16 protein-coding genes are annotated in these 17,244 nt (G+C 60.6%); 15 read left to right on the top strand and 1 reads right to left on the bottom strand.

Going from position 1 to position 17,244, the window contains the following annotated elements; translation table 11 throughout:
* Nucleotides 1-25 precede the first annotated feature (25 nt).
* From waaF to EQV97_RS16685, 14 genes are all read left to right on the top strand, one after another.
* Nucleotides 26-1,060, top strand: coding sequence for a lipopolysaccharide heptosyltransferase II (gene waaF, locus EQV97_RS16620; RefSeq protein WP_122841524.1), 1,035 nt, complete (start codon nt 26-28; stop codon nt 1,058-1,060).
* Between the two features lies 1 nt (nt 1,061).
* Nucleotides 1,062-2,123, top strand: coding sequence for a lipopolysaccharide heptosyltransferase I (waaC, locus tag EQV97_RS16625; RefSeq protein WP_240889281.1), 1,062 nt, complete (start codon nt 1,062-1,064; stop codon nt 2,121-2,123).
* A complete protein-coding gene (locus EQV97_RS16630) occupies nt 2,123-3,247 on the top strand; it encodes a glycosyltransferase family 4 protein (RefSeq protein ID WP_122841526.1) in 1,125 nt (374 codons plus the stop codon). The genes waaC and EQV97_RS16630 overlap by 1 nt, the downstream gene beginning before the upstream one ends.
* Nucleotides 3,244-4,050, top strand: coding sequence for a lipopolysaccharide core heptose(I) kinase RfaP (rfaP, locus tag EQV97_RS16635; RefSeq protein WP_225569328.1), 807 nt, complete (start codon nt 3,244-3,246; stop codon nt 4,048-4,050). Before EQV97_RS16630 ends, rfaP begins: the two co-directional genes overlap by 4 nt.
* Entirely contained in the window at nt 4,050-4,784 is a 735-nt protein-coding gene (locus tag EQV97_RS16640) for a lipopolysaccharide kinase InaA family protein (RefSeq protein ID WP_240889282.1), read from the top strand. Before rfaP ends, EQV97_RS16640 begins: the two co-directional genes overlap by 1 nt.
* Nucleotides 4,781-5,533, top strand: a complete 753-nt coding sequence (locus EQV97_RS16645; protein WP_240889283.1) for a lipopolysaccharide kinase InaA family protein — start codon at nt 4,781-4,783, stop codon at nt 5,531-5,533. The genes EQV97_RS16640 and EQV97_RS16645 overlap by 4 nt, the downstream gene beginning before the upstream one ends.
* Nucleotides 5,533-6,981, top strand: coding sequence for a lipopolysaccharide kinase InaA family protein (locus tag EQV97_RS16650; protein WP_240889284.1), 1,449 nt, complete (start codon nt 5,533-5,535; stop codon nt 6,979-6,981). Before EQV97_RS16645 ends, EQV97_RS16650 begins: the two co-directional genes overlap by 1 nt.
* Before the next feature lie 252 nt (nt 6,982-7,233).
* A complete protein-coding gene (locus tag EQV97_RS16655) occupies nt 7,234-8,991 on the top strand; it encodes a carbamoyltransferase (RefSeq protein ID WP_045061884.1) in 1,758 nt (585 codons plus the stop codon).
* Nucleotides 8,975-10,105: a glycosyltransferase gene (locus EQV97_RS16660; RefSeq protein ID WP_240889285.1), complete on the top strand. Its 1,131-nt coding sequence runs from the start codon at nt 8,975-8,977 to the stop codon at nt 10,103-10,105. The genes EQV97_RS16655 and EQV97_RS16660 overlap by 17 nt, the downstream gene beginning before the upstream one ends.
* On the top strand, nt 10,105-11,001 hold the full coding sequence (locus EQV97_RS16665; RefSeq protein ID WP_122841532.1) for an antimicrobial resistance protein Mig-14: 897 nt from the start codon (nt 10,105-10,107) through the stop codon (nt 10,999-11,001). The genes EQV97_RS16660 and EQV97_RS16665 overlap by 1 nt, the downstream gene beginning before the upstream one ends.
* Entirely contained in the window at nt 10,998-12,440 is a 1,443-nt protein-coding gene (locus tag EQV97_RS16670; RefSeq protein ID WP_240889286.1) for a PIG-L family deacetylase, read from the top strand. Before EQV97_RS16665 ends, EQV97_RS16670 begins: the two co-directional genes overlap by 4 nt.
* On the top strand, nt 12,437-13,393 hold the full coding sequence (locus EQV97_RS16675) for a glycosyltransferase (protein ID WP_240889287.1): 957 nt from the start codon (nt 12,437-12,439) through the stop codon (nt 13,391-13,393). The genes EQV97_RS16670 and EQV97_RS16675 overlap by 4 nt, the downstream gene beginning before the upstream one ends.
* 55 nt (nt 13,394-13,448) lie before the next feature.
* Entirely contained in the window at nt 13,449-14,210 is a 762-nt protein-coding gene (locus EQV97_RS16680; RefSeq protein ID WP_122841535.1) for a glycosyltransferase family 2 protein, read from the top strand.
* 48 nt (nt 14,211-14,258) lie between these two features.
* Nucleotides 14,259-15,353, top strand: coding sequence for a glycosyltransferase (locus EQV97_RS16685; protein ID WP_240889342.1), 1,095 nt, complete (start codon nt 14,259-14,261; stop codon nt 15,351-15,353).
* Here the strand turns inward: EQV97_RS16685 and EQV97_RS16690 are convergent.
* The gene (locus EQV97_RS16690; RefSeq protein ID WP_240889288.1) at nt 15,348-15,914 is read right to left on the bottom strand and encodes a lipopolysaccharide kinase InaA family protein; all 567 of its coding nucleotides are present in this window, start codon (nt 15,912-15,914) and stop codon (nt 15,348-15,350) included. The two genes, EQV97_RS16685 and EQV97_RS16690, sit on opposite strands and share 6 nt — an antisense overlap.
* Nucleotides 15,915-16,064: 150 nt before the next feature.
* On the opposite strand from EQV97_RS16690, the gene EQV97_RS16695 reads away from it, so the two are divergent.
* Nucleotides 16,065-17,237, top strand: a complete 1,173-nt coding sequence (locus EQV97_RS16695; protein WP_122841537.1) for an O-antigen ligase family protein — start codon at nt 16,065-16,067, stop codon at nt 17,235-17,237.
* The last annotated feature ends 7 nt before the right edge of the window (nt 17,238-17,244 follow it).

The following is a 17,244-nucleotide window of genomic DNA, read 5'->3' on the forward strand; positions in this document are numbered from 1 at the left end:
TCCCCGGTTCGTTTTTGGAAACCACATGAAAATTCTGATCGTTGGGCCCAGTTGGGTCGGTGACATGGTGATGGCGCAGACACTCTTTCAGTGTCTCAAGCAACGCCACCCGCAATGCGAAATCGACGTCCTGGCCCCCGAGTGGAGCCGGCCGATCCTGGAGCGCATGCCCGAAGTCCGTCAGGCCTTGAGTTTTCCGCTCGGCCACGGTGCCTTGGAATTGGCTACACGGCGGCGCATCGGCAAATCCCTGGCTGGCCAGTACGACCAGGCGATCCTGCTGCCCAACTCGTTGAAGTCGGCGCTGGTGCCGTTCTTTGCCGGCATCGCGAAACGCACCGGCTGGCGCGGCGAATTCCGCTACGGCTTGCTCAATGACGTACGCACGCTGGATAAGGAACGTTATCCGCTGATGATCGAGCGGTTCATGGCCCTGGCCTTCGAGCCTGGCGTCGAGCTGCCAAAACCTTATCCACGCCCGACGCTGCAGATCGACCCGGTGTCCCGCAAAGCGGCGCTGGCCAAGTTCGGCCTGACCCTGGACCGCCCGGTGCTGGCGCTGTGCCCGGGTGCCGAGTTCGGCGAATCCAAGCGCTGGCCCTCCGAGCATTACGCCCAGGTTGCCGAAGCCAGGATTCGCGAGGGTTGGCAGGTGTGGCTGTTCGGTTCGAAAAACGACCACTCCGTTGGCGAGGACATCCGCGCCCGGCTGATCCCGGGCTTGCGTGAAGAGTCGGTGAACCTCAGCGGCGGAACGTCCCTGGCCGAGGCCATCGATTTGCTGTCCTGTGCCGACTCGGTGGTGTCCAACGATTCCGGCCTGATGCACGTGGCCGCTGCGTTGAACCGACCGCTGGTGGCCGTGTATGGCTCCACCTCTCCAGGGTTCACACCCCCCCTGGCCGAGCATGTCGAAATTGTCCGCCTGGGCATCGAATGCAGCCCCTGCTTTGACCGTACGTGCCGTTTCGGTCATTACAACTGCCTGCGCCAGCTTATGCCGCAAGCGGTGAACGAAGCCTTGCAGCGGTTGCAGGGCACTGTGGTCGAGGTCAATTAATTTGCGGGTCCTGTTGATCAAGACGTCTTCGCTCGGTGACGTGATCCATGCGTTACCGGCGCTGACGGACGCGGCCCGGGCGATTCCCGGCATTCAATTCGACTGGGTGGTGGAAGAGGGCTTCGCGGAGATCCCGACCTGGCATCCTGCGGTGGGCAAGGTGATTCCGGTCGCGATTCGTCGCTGGCGCAAAAACATCTGGCAGACCATCAGGAGCGGCGAGTGGAAGCGCTTCAAGCAAAGCATTCGCGCGACAAAATATGATCTGGTGATTGATGCCCAGGGCCTGTTGAAAAGTGCCTTGCTGACTCGTTATGTCAAGTCGCCGGTGGCAGGCCTCGATAAAGGTTCGGCACGTGAGCCGATCGCGGCACGTTTCTATGATCGGCGCCTGGCAGTTGCCCGCGGCCAGCATGCCGTGGAGCGAGTACGCCAATTGTTCGCCATCGCCCTGGGCTACGACTTGCCCAAGGGCCTGGGCGACTATGGCCTGAACGTCGAACGTCTGGTCGAGCTGCCGCGCAAGAATCCCTACGTTTTGTTCCTGCACGGCACCACCTGGGACACCAAGCACTGGCCCGAGGCCTATTGGCGAGAGCTGGCCGAGCGCGTTGGCTACCTGGGCGTCGGCGTGAAGCTGGCTTGGGGCAACCCGGCCGAAAAAGCGCGCGCCGAGCGCATCGCCAAGGACATGCGCCACGTTGAAGTCCTGCCCAAGCTGAACCTGGCGGGCGTTGGCAAAGTGCTGGCCGGGGCGCAGGCCTGCGTGGCGGTGGATACCGGTCTTGGCCATCTGGCAGCGGCGCTGGACGTCCCGACATTGTCGCTGTTCGGCCCGACCAACCCGGGCCTGACTGGCGCCTACGGCAAGTCGCAGATTCACATCGCCAGCGACTTCCCCTGCGCACCCTGCCTGCAAAAGAAATGCACCTATCAACCGACGGCCGAAGATGCCAGCCGGTTTGACCTGAAACGCGAGTGGCCGCTGTGCTTCACGCGTTTGAATCCCGAGCGTGTCGCGACCCGACTGAGCACGTTGTTACTGGCTGAGGAGCTGCGCTGATGCAATTGGCATTCGTCTTGTACAAATATTTTCCATTCGGGGGGCTGCAGCGCGACTTTATGCGCATCGCCCTGGAATGCCAGCAGCGCGGCCACCAGATCCGCGTTTATACGCTGATCTGGGAAGGCGATATTCCGCCGGGCTTTGAGGTGCTGGTAGCTCCGGTCAAGGCGTTCTTCAATCATCGTCGCAACGAGAAACTCAGCGAGTGGATGGCCGCGGATCTGGCCAGGCGTCCTGTGGATCGTCTGATCGGCTTCAACAAGATGCCGGGCCTGGACGTCTACTACGCCGCCGATGGTTGCTTTGAAGACAAGGCGCAGAACCTGCGCAACTCGCTCTACCGTCGCTGGGGTCGCTACCGCCACTTCGCCGAGTACGAGCGCGCCGTGTTCGCCAAGGACGCCAAGACCGAAGTCCTGATGATTTCCGAAGTCCAGCAACCGCTGTTCATCAAGCATTACGGCACCCCGCTGGAGCGCTTTCATCTGCTGCCCCCGGGCATTTCCCAGGATCGTCGCGCACCGGCAAACGCTGCCGAGATCCGCGCTGAATTCCGCCGTGAGTTCAACTTGCAGGACGATGAGCTGCTGTTGGTGCAGATCGGCTCCGGGTTCAAGACCAAGGGCGTCGATCGTAGCCTCAAGGCGCTGGCCGGACTGCCTGCCGATCTGAAAAAACGTACCCGGCTGTTTGTAATTGGCCAGGACGACCCCAAGATATTCCAGATGCAGAGTGCGACATTGGGCCTCGGCGATAACGTGACCTTCCTCAAGGGGCGCAGCGATATTCCGCGGTTTCTGCTGGGTGCGGACCTGTTGATCCACCCGGCTTACAACGAAAATACCGGGACCGTTCTGCTTGAAGCCCTGGTCGCTGGCCTGCCGGTGCTGGTGAGCGCGGTCTGCGGTTACGCCCATTACATCGCCGAGGCGGACGCAGGGCGGGTGTTGGACGAACCATTCGATCAGGCGCAGCTGACCCACTACCTGGCCGACATGCTGAACGACGCTCAGGCGCGTGCGGCCTGGAGTCGCAACGGTCTGGCCTTCGCCGACACGGCCGACCTCTACAGCATGCCGCAGCACGCGGCCGACGTGATTCTGGCGGAGCAGGCGAAATGAAATTGATGTTGGCTGAACCGTTCAAGAGCCTTTGGGCTGGACGCGACCCGTTTACCGAAGTCGAGCGTCTCGAGGGCGAGGTGTATCGCGAGCTTGAGGCGCGCCGCACCTTGCGCACTGAAGTGGACGGCCACGGTTTTTTCGTGAAAATCCACCGTGGCATTGGCTGGGGCGAAATCTTCAAGAACCTGCTCACCGCCAAGCTGCCGGTGCTCGGCGCCGGTCAGGAGTGGAAGGCCATCCAGCGCCTCAAGGAAGTGGGGGTGCCGAGCATGACGGCGGTGGCTTACGGGGAGAAAGGCAGCAACCCGGCCGACCAGCACTCGTTCATTGTCACCGAAGAGCTGGCACCTACCGTCAGCCTCGAAGACTACAGCGTCGATTGGGTCAAGAACCCGCCGGAACCGACACTCAAGCGGGCGCTGATCGCCGAAGTGGCGCGCATGACCGGCATGATGCACCGCGCCGGCGTCAACCACCGCGACTGCTACATCTGCCATTTCCTGCTGCACACCGACAAACCGGTGAAGGCTGACGATTTCAAGCTTTCGGTGATCGATCTGCACCGGGCCCAGACCCGCCCGGCAATCACTCAGCGCTGGCGCAACAAGGACCTGGCCGCGCTGTACTTTTCGGCGCTGGACATTGGCCTGACCCGTCGCGACAAGTTGCGCTTCCTCAAAGGTTACTTCCAGCAGCCGCTGCGGCAGGTCCTGGGCCAGGAAGCAGCCTTGCTCGCCTGGCTCGAAGGCAAGGCGAACAAACTCTACGATCGTAAACAGCGGTACGGAGATGCGCTCTGATGTCGGGTTGGAACCTGGAGCCTGCGTACAGCGAGCTGGCAGAAGATTTCGGAAGTCTTGATGCAGTGTTTGGGCTTCAGGGCGAGCGCCTGACCCGCGATCCGCTGTCCGAAGTCATCCGCGTTCAACGCAACGGCGTCAATTACTACGTAAAGCGTTACGTTGGCGCCGGCAAGGGCCTGCGTCGTTACCTGGGCAAACCTCGGGTCAAGGCCGAATGGCAGAACCTTAAACGGTTCGCCAAGTGGGGTATTCCCACCGCCGAAGTCGTGGCGTGGGGCCTGGAGCGGCGGGGGGCGGCCTATGACCGAGGTGCAATGATCACCCGGGAGCTGCCGCGTACCGAAGACCTGTCGGCACTGGCCGAGCGCCATGATCCGAAACTCCATGACCGTGCCTGGGTCGATGTTGTCAGCCGGCAGTTGGCCGGCTATACACGGACCATGCACGACCATCGGTTCACTCACAACGACCTGAAGTGGCGAAACCTGTTGATTGACGATCAGGCCCGGCTGTTCCTGATCGATTGCCCTAACGGCGACTTCTGGCGCGGTTTTTGGCTCAAGTATCGAATCACCAAGGACCTGGCGTGCCTGGACAAGGTCGCCAAGTACCAGCTGTCGGCCACTCAGCGCCTGCGGTTCTACTTGCAGTACCGCCAACGTGATCGCCTGAATGAGGCGGACAAGCAGCGCATTCGTCACGTTGTCAGATTTTTCGAGGGTCGCGAATGACTGATTTTCTCGCCGCTGATGACCGCGCGTTACTTGAACGCCATGGTCTGGGCACCTTCGAAGCGCTGTGGGCCAGGCAACTGGAAGCGGTGGACGAACCGAACACCGCACGCGGTGGCTGGAGCAGCGTGTTTCGCCTGGACCTGGAAGGTCATGGCTACTACCTCAAGCGGCAGTGCAATTACCAAATGCGTACGTTGCATGCGCCTTTTGGCGAGCCGAGTTTCGCCCGGGAGTTTCGCAATATCAGTCGCTATGAAAGCCTGGGCATTCCGGCGTTGAAAGCGGCGTTCTTTGGTGAGCGCAAGGTCAAGGGCGAAGTGCGGGCGATTCTGCTGACTCGTGCGCTGGATGGATGGGATGACCTCGACTCGCTGTTGCAGCGCTGGTCGCAACTTGGCGAGGTGGAGCAGTCGGCGATCATCCAGGCCTGTGGCCAGCTGGCTCGGCGCCTGCACGGTGCACGCCAGGTTCACGGCTGTTTTTATCCCAAGCACATTTTCCTGCAAACCACCGCCAGCGGTTATCAAGCCCAGCTGATTGACCTGGAAAAGACCCGGCCATTGCTGCTGGGGCAGCGCGACCGGGTGAAGGATCTAGAGCCTCTGCTGCGTCGTGCGCCGCAGTGGAACGACGCACAAGTGCGTGAGTTGCTGGCGGTTTACCTGGATCAGCCAGTGGCCAGTTCACTGATCGACAGCTGGCTGCAGCGCCTGGGTGCGCGGCGCGGTCACAAGGAGGCGCGCTGATGCGTTTGTCCGAACTGAAGCATGCAGGGCGTAACCCGGGCCTGCCATTGAGCATCTCACTGGCCGATGCCGCCGGGCCAGCCAACTTGCAGTTGCTGAGCTTGCTGCGCGTGCTGCCTGGGCAGCGATACGTCGGTGCTGGCGTTTGGCGCGGCCGTCCCGTGCTGGCCAAGTTACTGGTCGGCGCTAAAGCGTCGCGGCACTTCCAGCGCGAACTCAATGGCGTGCGCTTGCTCGCCGATCAAGGCTTGACCACCCCTTTGCTGCTGGCCGATGGCTTGAAGGAAGGCGAGGGCGGCTGGCTGCTGTTCGATTTTCTCGAGGGCGCCGAGAGCCTGGGCGATGCGTGGAAGCAGGTCGAGAGTTTGCCAATGCTCGCGGACGAGCAGTCGGCCGTACTGGCAGCTGCGCTGGGGGCGATCGGGCAGATGCACCGCAAAGGCTTGTGGCAGGAAGATCTGCACCTGGACAACCTGCTGCGCCAGCGAGGCCGTCTGTATTTGATTGATGGCGCGGGAATCTGCGCCGAAACGCCGGGGCAGCCACTGTCGCGGCAGAAAGTACTGGAAAATCTCGGGGTTTTTTTCGCCCAACTGCCCAAATCCCTCGAGCCTTTCACCGAAGAGCTCCTGGTGTATTACCTGTTGAGCAATGGCGAGCATGCCTTGCCCATGGAGGCATTGCAGAAGCAGATCAACAAGGTTCGCGCCTGGCGCCTCAAGGACTTCCTGATCAAGGTTGGGCGCGAGTGCACGCTCTTCAGCGTCCAGCGCGGGGCGTTTGCCTTGAGGGCTATTCGGCGCGAGGAAGAGGCGGCGATGCTGCCAGTGCTGGAGCAGGCGGACGAGTTACTTGATCGAGGCCATCTGTACAAGACCGGTGGCGCGGCGAGTGTAGGAAAAGTCGAGGTAGAAGGTAGAACGCTGGTTATCAAGCGATACAACATCAAGGGGTTCGCCCATTGGTTGAAGCGCTTCTGGCGCCCAAGTCGTGCGTGGCATTCGTGGCGCGAAGGCAATCGCCTGGCTTTCCTGGGCATTGCCACGCCCAAGCCGCTGGCCTTGCTGGAGAAGCGTTTTTTCTGGCTGCGCAGTCGGGCGTACCTGGTCACCGAGTACCTTCCAGGCCCGGATATCATCGAACGTTTTGCCCCCTATGTTGATAGCGGGGACGCTCCCGAGGCCGAGCTGCTGGCGCTGGATCATCTGTTCGCCGAACTGATCGGCGAGCGCATCAGCCATGGCGATTTCAAAGGCCATAACCTGTTCTGGCATCAGGATCGCTGGGCATTGATAGACCTGGACTCCATGTGCCAGCACAGCTCGCCAGGCAGCTTCGCCCCGGCCTATGCGCGGGATCGGGCGCGATTCATGCGCAACTGGCCAGAGAGCAGCGCCCTCTACCAACTCATCGATCAGCGTCTGCCCAAAGACATTTCCAGCGTCTGATACGGCGCGAAGATCGCAGCCTGCGGCAGCTCCTGCGGAGATTTGTGCCGGTCTCGCCTTCGCGCCCGGCTGCAGGAGCTGCCGAGGCTGCGATCTTTTGATCTTGATCGTCCGAGTCAAATAAGCGCTGGGTCATTCCCGCCTTGTTTACGCTATAATCCCGCCCTTTAGCTGTCTCTCGCCGCTTGCGAGGGCACATCAATTTTTTGAGGCGCATTGCGCCTGCATGCAGACTAAAGAGGCTAGACCCCAGTGGCATTGACGATTCTTGGCCTGTCCGGCGCCCTTAGCCATGATCCTTCCGCAGCCTTGTACATCGACGGCAAGCTGGTCGCGGCGGCTGAGGAAGAGCGCTTTGTGCGCGATAAACATGCAAAGAACCGCATGCCCTACGAATCGGCGAAGTTCTGCCTCGAACAGGCGGGCATCAAACCGTCCGACGTCGATGTAGTCGCGATTCCGTTCGCCCCGATCAGCCTGTTCGGCGAGGCTCGCTGGCACTACGCCAAGCGTTACTGGTACGCCCCGGATCGCGCACTTGATGCGATCCTGATGGGCAACCGTCGCTACAAGCGTTATCGCAACAAAATTGTCTGGTGCCTCGAGCAACTGGGCTTCGATCCGAAGAAAATCAAGATCGAGCCGGTCGAGCATCACCTGGCCCACGCCTCCAGCGCCTACCACTGCTCCGGTTTCAAGGAGAAAACCGCGATCCTGGGGATCGACGGCAAGGGTGAGTACGCCACGACCTTCTTCGGTTATGGCGAGAACGGGAAGATTCACAAGATCAAGGAGTTCTTCGATCCTGACTCCCTGGGCGGCCTGTATGGCGCGATCACCGAGTTCCTCGGTTTCGAGATGCTCGACGGAGAGTTCAAGGTCATGGGCATGGCGCCTTATGGCGATGCCAGCAAATATGACTTTTCCCGCCTGGCGTCCTTCGAGAACGGCGAGTTGGTGATCAACACCGATTACGCCAACGTGATCGGCCTGCGCCGCTACAAAGAGAAAGGCAAAGGTTTCTACTTCTCGCCGAAACTTATCGAGTGGCTGGGTCCAAAGCGCGAAGGCGACATTGCCGACGAGCCTTACATCCACTACGCCGCGAGCATGCAGGCGCTGTTCGAGAAGCTGGCGCTGCAGATGATCGACCATTATCTGGGCGACGTGCTCAAGGAAACCGGCAAGCTGGCCTTTGCTGGCGGCTGTGCGTTGAACGTCAAGCTGAACCAGAAGATTATCGCCCGCGACGACGTCAAGGAACTGTTCGTCCAGCCTGCATCGGGCGACGCCGGTACCGCAGTCGGTGCCGCGGCTTATGTGTCGCACGCCCGTGGTGTGCCAGTCGAGAAGATGGAACACGTCTACCTCGGCCCGTCCTACACCAACGAAGACGTGCTGGCAGCATGCGCCCGTCACCCGAGCAAGCCGGTGTGGCGCAAGCTCGAGAACATGCCGGAAAATATCGCCAGGATCATGGTCGATGGCAATCCGGTTGCCTGGTTCCAGGGGCGGATGGAATTCGGCCCGCGTGCGTTGGGCGGTCGTTCGATCATTGGTTGCCCGAGTGCCACTGGCGTGGCTGACCGCATCAACCACCAGATCAAGTTCCGCGAGCGCTGGAGGCCTTTCTGCCCGTCGATGCTCGACACCGTTGCACCGCAGATGATCAAGATCGATCACCCGGCGCCGTTCATGACCTTCACCTTTGAAGTGGCTGAAGAGTGGAAGACCCGCGTGCCGGAAGTCGTCCACGAAGACGGCACCTCCCGGGCCCAAGTGCTCAAGCGCGAATACAACCCGCGTTACTACGACATGATGAAGGCGCTGGAAGTGCTGACCGGCAACGGTGTTTCGCTCAACACCTCGCTCAACCGTCGTGGCGAGCCGATGATTTGCTCACCGACCGACGCCTTGAACATGTTCTTCGGTTCCGACCTGCAGTATCTGATCATGGAAGACATTCTGGTGGTCAAAGAGGGCGCTGACGCATATGACACGCTCGGCTGAACGCCATGTGCTGCAGTTCTGTCACGGCTATGACGGGCCGTTTCTGGACTGCGCCCGGCAGTACGCCAGCCTGTTCGCGGGGACCGGTTATCGGGTGACCACGGTGTTTCTTACCGGGACGGCCGATGCCGAAGTCGCTGCGGGCTGTGCTTCTGATGAAGTGTTGTTCATGGAGTACAGTTCAAAGGCCATTCGTGGCCTGAAGCTGGGCGCGATCCGGGATGTGCGCAAGATCGCCGCGTCGCGCAACTTCAGCTTCTGCATCGCCCACCGCTTCAAACCGATCTACATCGCCTTGCTCGGTACCTCGCTGCCGGTGATTGGCGTGCACCATGCCTTTGGCGATTACAAGCGCGGCACCCGCAAACTTTTTGCGCATATTTTTCGCAAGCGCCTGAGCCTGCTCGGGGTTTCCGATGCCGTGCGCGACGATATGCGCAAATGCCTGCCGAAATGGCCGGATTCCCGAATCCAGACGCTCTACAACCGCATCGACGTGCAGGCATTGCAAGACAGCCAGCTGTCACGGCACGAAGCCCGGGAGACCCTTGGCCTGGCGATGGATGCGTGGATCGTCGGTAACGTCGGGCGCCTGCATCCCGACAAGGACCAGGCCACCTTGTTGCACGGTTTTGCCAAGGCTTTGCCGGGCTTGCCAGTGAATAGCCAGATGGTCATCCTCGGTACCGGTCGTCTGGAGCAGGACCTCAAGGCGCTCGCCCGCGAGTTGGGAGTCGGTGACCGGGTGCTGTTCCTGGGTCAGGTGCCCGAGGCTCGTCGTTATTTCCGCGCTTTCGATGTGTTTGCCCTGAGTTCCGATCACGAGCCGTTCGGCATGGTGCTGCTTGAAGCCATGGCCGCCGGCGTGCCGCTGCTCGCCACTGCAGCGGGCGGCGCCAGGGAAGTGGTCGAAGGTGTCGGTATCCTGTTCCCCCTGGGTGATGCCGAGCATCTGGCCCAAGGCCTGCAACACCTGGCCGCGATGGACGATCAACAGCGCCGCCAATGCGCCGAACTGATGACTGATCGCTTGCGCGAACGCTTCTCCGATCGCGCGGTGGGTGACGCTTTCTGGCGTTTGCCGCGTGTTACCGAACTGGCAACGAGGGGCTGATGCTCAACCGACTTCAAGGCTGGCGCGAACGTGGCTGGGCAGTAATCGATGCCCCGACCTATGCCGATGTCTGGCACCGTTATGGCGGCAGTGTCGCAACTCATCCTATGGTCGTTGAAGGCCTGGCACAGATGGCCGACATCCCGGTGCGTTATCTGGCATGGGAACAGCAAGGTGAAATCAAGGCTGCTATCCCGACCTGGGGTCGCGACCTGGCGCTGTCCAAGGATGTGCTCAAGCGACGGGGTAAAAAAGGCCTGTTCGACCTGGGCAATGCAGAACTGATCCTGCCGGCCGCCGCCGATGCCCAGGCGCCGCTGCGCCATCGGGCACGCTACCTGTGCGCGATGAGCGAAGGAAGGTTCACCGGTATCAGGCTGCAAGCCGAGCAATTGGCCATGGCCCGCACCCCCGAAGAATTGTCGAAAAAGTTCCGCTATAACCAGCGCCGTGAATTGCGTCTTCTGGAAGAGGCCGGCGGCGTCGTGCGACCCGTCACCGAGTTTTCCAGCAGCGAACTGGCAGCGATCTACTGCGATCTGTTCCAGCGCAGATGGGGGTTCCCGGCCACAGGTGCGCAACGCATGGCTGAGGTCATCGAGCTGTTGCGTGAGTTACTGATTGGCTCGGTCATTTTCCTCAATGATGCGCCGATCGCGATTCAACTGGTCTACCGGGTTGAAGCGCCGCAATGGATCAGCGTCGAGTACATCAACGGTGGCGTCGATCCTGAAACCCGCGAATTCAGTCCCGGCAGCGTGCTGAGTTTCCTCAATACGCAAAGTGCCTGGGAGCATGCCCGGGCACTGGACAAGCCCTTGCGATTCTCTTTCGGGCGAGCCGATCGGGAATACAAGGATCGCTGGTGTAATCCTGTCCCGGTATTCACTGTATGAATCAGCCCACCAGCCGTAAACAGCTGCTGCTAAAGCGCCATCGACGCAACAAGCGCCTGAGCCTGCTTATCGCCTTTTTCGTGTTAGTGGCCCTTGGCTGGCTAGTGACCTGGTGGTTGCCGCTGGTCATTGCGGTGCTGGGCTGGGTAGCCCATGAAGCCTGGTTCGCCGACCATTTGTTCTATTCCCCAGGCGATGATTACCAATACAGCTTTGCGCCCTACACTCAGCAACCAAAAGTCCATCTGCACGGCGAACGGTTGCGCCTGGACGAGGGCGTCATGCTGGTCGACGACGCCACGCTGGTGTTGGCACTGCGCATTAAAAGCACCTGGCTGGGACGCTTTTTCGATCCCGTGGTCGAGTTGGCGGGGGGCACTAATCCCGATCGTCAGGCTTTCGAGCGGGGTGTCGACGGGTTGCGTTATCTCAATCTCACCGGGCAGGCGTCGGTGCTGTCCGAAGGGCAACTGCGCTTGCGCGGACGGTTCTGCCGGTTGCTCGGCGAACCCGTGCTGTGGGCCTTCGAATACCCCGACTACCGTGACAAGCGGGTGCTGGTCATCGCCCCCCACGCCGACGACGCCGAGCTGGCGGCGTTTGGCTTGTACAGCAGCGCCGAGCAAAGCTGGATCGTGACGGTGACCGCCGGCGAAATAGAGGCCGAGCACTACCAGCAGATGGGCCTTGATAGCGTCGAAGCGGCGCGCCTCAAAGGCTCGCTGCGTGCGTGGGACAGCATTGGGGTGCCATTGTGGGGCGGTGTCGCGCAGGAACGCTGCATCCAGCTGGGGTATTTCTGTCTGCAATTGCCGGCGATGCAGGATGCCCCGGACTGTCCGGCGGCCTCCCGCGAAGCGCAGCTTGGCGATACTCGCTACTTCCGCCGCTTCAATCCGTTTGCCCTGCGCAGTGATGCTGACGGTGCCCCTACCTGGAACAACCTGCTGGGGGATCTGCATGAGCTCATCGAGCGTATCCAGCCCCAGGTCATCGTGTTGCCGCATCCGCGCTTCGATCCCCATCCGGACCACCAGTGTTCTCAGCAAGCCGTCATGCAGGCGCTGGGCGCCACTGCCTGGCAGCCTGAAACCTTGTTGTATTACGCCAATCACCTCCACGATAACGATCGCTGGCCCATGGGTGAAGCAGGCACTGGCGTGGCGTTGCCGCCGCAACTGACGGCCGACGAGCCCATGCGTCCCTGGGCGCTCGGCCTGTCCGACAAACAACAATGCCGCAAGGCAATGGCGCTGGGCATGATGCACGACCTCCAGCCGAGGCTGCCATTGAAGCGCCTGCTGCGGCGCGCGATACAGAGGTGCCTGGCGGCTCGACGCTGGCCGGCTTACGGGGAAAACGAGTTTTTCCGCAAAACCGTGCGCCGCCATGAATTGTTCTGGGTGCAAGATCTGTCTGGAAAGAGAGAAAACAATTGAAAGTCCTGTTCCTGGTGCAGAAAGAGCAGCGAGCGATCCTTGATCGCCTCTACGACGGAATCGCCGCCCATTGCGATTGCGACAAGCGCGAGTTGACCAGCGAGGAGCAGGACGACCTGCGCGGTTATTTCCGCAATCACGTCGATGTAACTCGCTACGACCGCATTGTGTTCTTCCTGCGCTTCAAGAAGGAAATCAGGCAGGTTCGCTTTATCCAGACCGTGCCCAACCTGGTCTTTCTGGAACACGATGCCTACCAGAATTACATCCCGTGCAAGTACACCGGCAAGTTCAGCGCCCATTACCGCAAGTTGCCGTGGGTGCGGGTGATCAGCTCGGGATATGTGGTGGCCGAGCGTCTTCGCGAGGAAGGGTTTGATGCCGTGTTCGTGCCCAAGGGCTACGACCAGACCCTGCTGCAGGACCAGGGTCGCGAACGTGATATCGAGTTGGCATTTGTCGGCAGCACCAACAGCGTTGCCTACAGCGGTCGCAAAGCCTTGCTCGATGAGCTGGGGCGGGTTGAGCCGCTGGTCGTGACCCGGACCAAGTCCGGTGAGGAATACTGCGATACCCTCAACCGCATCCGTTTCTTCGTCAGTGCCGATGTCGGCATGGGCGAGTTCATGATCAAGAACTTCGAAGCGATGGCCTGCGGTTGTGTGTTGTTGGCGTATGACCAGGGCGAGGCCGAGAGCCGCGCGTTGGGTCTGCAGGACATGCATAACATCGTGTTCTACCAGACCATCGCACAGTTGCAGGAAAAGCTGGCGCAACTGCGGGCCGACCCCGAGCTGGCCCGGCGCATTGCCAGTAACGGCCGGGAACTGGTCGTGGCGCAATTGAGCTTCGCGCGTATCGGCGAACGCATCGTCGAGGCGCTCAAGCCGGCGCTGCGCGCCCGTGCGCCACTGAGTCTGCTGGAAAAAGTGCGCCTGAAGCTGGGCGTTTGACAAGGGCCGGTCAGCCATTGATATTGCTGGCACTTTGACTTTAAACGAGAATCAAGTGCAGTTTTCAACAGAAAGTAACATCACCTTGGTGGTCACCAGCTGTGGCCGCCTGGACCTGCTCAAAACCACTCTCGAGAGTTTTGACCGGTTCAACACAGCGCCCATCCGCGAAGTCTTCATTACTGAAGATGCCGGGGACGAGGCTGTGCATTCGGCCATCCCTGCGGGCTGGAAAGACCATTGCACGATTTTCGTCAATCGCCCGAAGCTCGGTCAGTTGGCGTCCATTGACCTGGCTTACGAACATGTCAGCACTCCGTACATTTTCCATTGCGAAGACGACTGGGAATTCTATCGCCCAGGATTCGTGGAAGATTCGCTGAAAATCCTCGAATTGCGTCCGGAAATCCTCCAGGTCTGGATGCGCAGCTATATTTACGATCTGAATGTTCACAGCCCATATATTCGCCTGGGTGCTCGGGAGTTCATTGGTGGCGTGGCCTGCTATCCGCTGATCTCGGACAAGCCCGAGTGGCAGAGTTTCTCGCTGAACCCCGGGCTGCGCCGAATCAAGGAATATCGGCTGTGTGCCCCTTATGCCTCGCACGACGGGGAGAAGGCGCTGTCCAAGCGTTACGCGCAGCTGAACCTGACTGCAGTGACGCTTGAGGGTGATGCGGTTCGGCATACGGGGTTTGGTTTGCACGTCCAGACTTCTGTCGAGCGTGAGCGCAAGGCGCGGCGCAGTCGGCGCGAACAGATCAAGTTCGCATTGTCTCTACTGGTGGGAGTATGCATTGGCTGGTTCATCAATTAAGTGCACCAGGAGAGAACCCGGCAGATGCCTGAAGCGATACGTGGCGCCATGAGCATTCTTAATGTGATGTGGTCCGGCGGTGCGCCTTTTGCGTCGATACACAAGGTTCACCAACAGATTCTGTCCCAGGCGGCCTCGACATCACCGGTCAAGACCTGGCTGTTACAGGGCTGCGCAACCGATTGTGGCGTGAACGTGGCTGGCGCCAGGGAGTGGAACCTGTCCTCCGCGCAGTTGAAAGGGCGGCATTTCTGGCGGCTGACCAAGCCCTGGATGCAGGCCGGTTTCAAGAAAGCGCTCCTGGAAAGCCAGGCGGATCTGTTGCTGCTCGACGGCCTGGGCGTTGCCCGCACCTTGTTGCCCCTGCTGAAGAAACTGCCTCACGTGCGGGCCATCGTGATTTTTCACGGGTCCACTCGACTTCGTCCCGAAGACCGGGCGCTGTTCCAGCACTTCAAGCCGACTCAACTGACGCTGGTCGCAGTGTCAGGCACGCTGGCGACCAAGCTGGGCCAGGACCTTCAACTCCCTATCCAGGCGCTGCGCAGTGCATATGACCCTGTTGCCTTTCGCGCCGAGGTGCTCTCGCGAGAGGATGCCCGTGCTCGCCTGGGGCTGCCGCTCGACGAGACGCCGGTGCTGGGTGCGGTCGGTCGACTGGAAGACAAGAAAGGGTTTGCGTGCCTGCTCGACGCCTTCGCGCTGGCACTGAAACAGCGCGCAGATCTGCGTCTGGTCATTATCGGCGAGGGCTCGAATCGTGCCGCGCTGCAGGCGCGTATTGATAGCCTGGGGCTCGGCGGCAATGTCTCGTTGCCGGGGCATTTGAACGACGCCGCGCAGCTCTACCGCGCTTTCGACTGGGTGGCGATCCCCTCGTTGAGCGAGGGCCTCGGGCTGATCATGCAGGAGGCCGTCATGGCGGACGTGCCGGTGATAGCCAGCGAACTTCCAGTGTTTCGCGAACAGCTCGATGACAAGGGTGTGTATGTCGCCGCTGCCGACGTCAACGCCTGGAGCGCGGCTATTGTGAGTGCATTCAATGCCTCTGCATCAACGATTGCAGCGGGCCAGTACCGCAAGCTGGCACCTGACCAGGCCTGGCTCGACTTCAGCCAAGCGGTCCGCGAACTGTTGTCATGACGGCATGACGGCCTGCTCCAATGCTTGCATTGGAAAGCTGCCGTTCAGGTTCTCGCGTGCAATATAGCGCGCGAAGTGTTGCAGGTTGCGCTTGATCAGGTGCTTCGGCAGTGGGCCACGCACAAAGCGCATGTCTGCGACATCAATCAAACCCATGCGGTTATCTGGCGTCACCACGATGTTGCCCAGGTGCAACGAGCGAAAATAAATTCCCGATTTGTGCAGGCTGCGGATCAATTCTGCGAGCGCCGGCAGGTTCTGCTGCCAGTCGAAGCCGTCTTTTGCCGCAATCTGGCGCAGGGTTTCACCCGGCAATGGCTCATACAGTACGGCGGTCATGCCTGGACCTTGCAGACGGTAGAACTGCAGCACCTGAAGGGTGGGCACACCGCGCTTTTGCAGTTCCAGGACGTTATCGATGAACCGTTTCGAGTAAGGGCGAAATATGGCGGAAGAAAATAGTCGCTTGCGCCTGAACAGTTTGAGGATATTCCCATCCTGCAACAGGTAGACTTTCGGACCGTAGCTATCAGCCTCCAATACTCTGGCGCCTTCAATCATTTGATTTAAAGCGTCTTGCGGAAGTCGGGAACATTGCATCGTAGAAAGCCTTGTGGGAATTGCGGAGCGCCGTGGCGGGCAATGATGCCGAAAAGTTTCAGTTTTAACCATGCCGGGTGAGGCAGGGCGAACTATCCAAGGAGCAAATCGATGCAGGAAACACGCTGGGCGCAACTATGGATGGCCGCAGGGCTGATCTGGTTTTTACTGGCCATTGCCGTAGCGCCTACCAACAAAGCCTATCAACAGGGCCTGGTCGCTTTGCTCTGGCTCCCGGCCCTGGTATTCGCCTGGCCTGCGCGGGTTCGACTCAAAGAGCTGCTGTACGAACAGCGCTGGATCTACCTGCCGCTGCTGGGTTTGCTCGTCTGGTCGTTGATCAGCCTGTCGTGGACCAACGTCGAGGAACCCGCTCGCGAGGCCAAGCGCCTGTTGTACATCGTCGTGTTCCTGCTGTTTTTTCCGATATTGGCCAATGGTCGACCGGAGCGCGTGATTCGCCTCATGCAGTGGGGCGGTTTCGGCCTGGCGCTGACAGCCCTGGCCGCTGTCATAAAATTCTACGGTGTTAATGGCAATGCCTGGGTTGCACGTCTTGAAGGCCTGGGGGAACTGTCTCACCCGATCCTTGGCGGCTACGTCATCGGGCTGGCGGCCGTGTGGCTCGTGCTTTGGGTGCCCAGCGAGCGCTGGATGCAGGCCCTCTGGGCTGTGGCCTTGGGCTTGCTTGGCGCATTCGTGGTGATGAGCCAGAGCCGGGGCGCGGCGCTGGCGTTGTTCTTCACGTTGCTCGCCATGCCCATCTGGTGCCGGGACCGGCGCAGCTGCGTCGTCGCCATCGGTGCCCTGGCGGTGGCGCTGCTGGCGTTCTGGTTGCTCGAACCACTGGTGCTGGCCCGCGGTGCCTCCTATCGTCCGGAGATCCTGGTTGCCAGCCTCAACATGATCGCCGAGCATCCATGGCGCGGCCTCGGGCTGGGCGGCGACTACAAGGTGTTCGCCGCAGACATGTATTTCGACCATGCCCATAATCTGTTCAGCCATGTGGCAATCGAGCTGGGTCTGCCAGGCCTGCTGCTGTGGTGTGCAGTCTGGTTTGGCGTGCTGCTTGAGGCCTGGAAAGCCAGGACGTCGCTGTACGGCCAGGGCATTATCGGCATCTGGCTGTTTTCCACCCTGGCCATGCAATTTGATGCGGCCAGCCTGACCGGCACGCCCAGGGCTGAGTGGTTCATCAGCTGGCTACCGATCGGGTTGGCCAGTGTTTTGGTATGGGCGCGGGCCAACCCCGGTGCCTGTGATAAAATTTCGCGTTCTTCCTAACAAGTGA

This window comes from Pseudomonas sp. TMW22090 (genome assembly GCF_022496665.1).
GTDB lineage: Bacteria > Pseudomonadota > Gammaproteobacteria > Pseudomonadales > Pseudomonadaceae > Aquipseudomonas > Aquipseudomonas gregormendelii.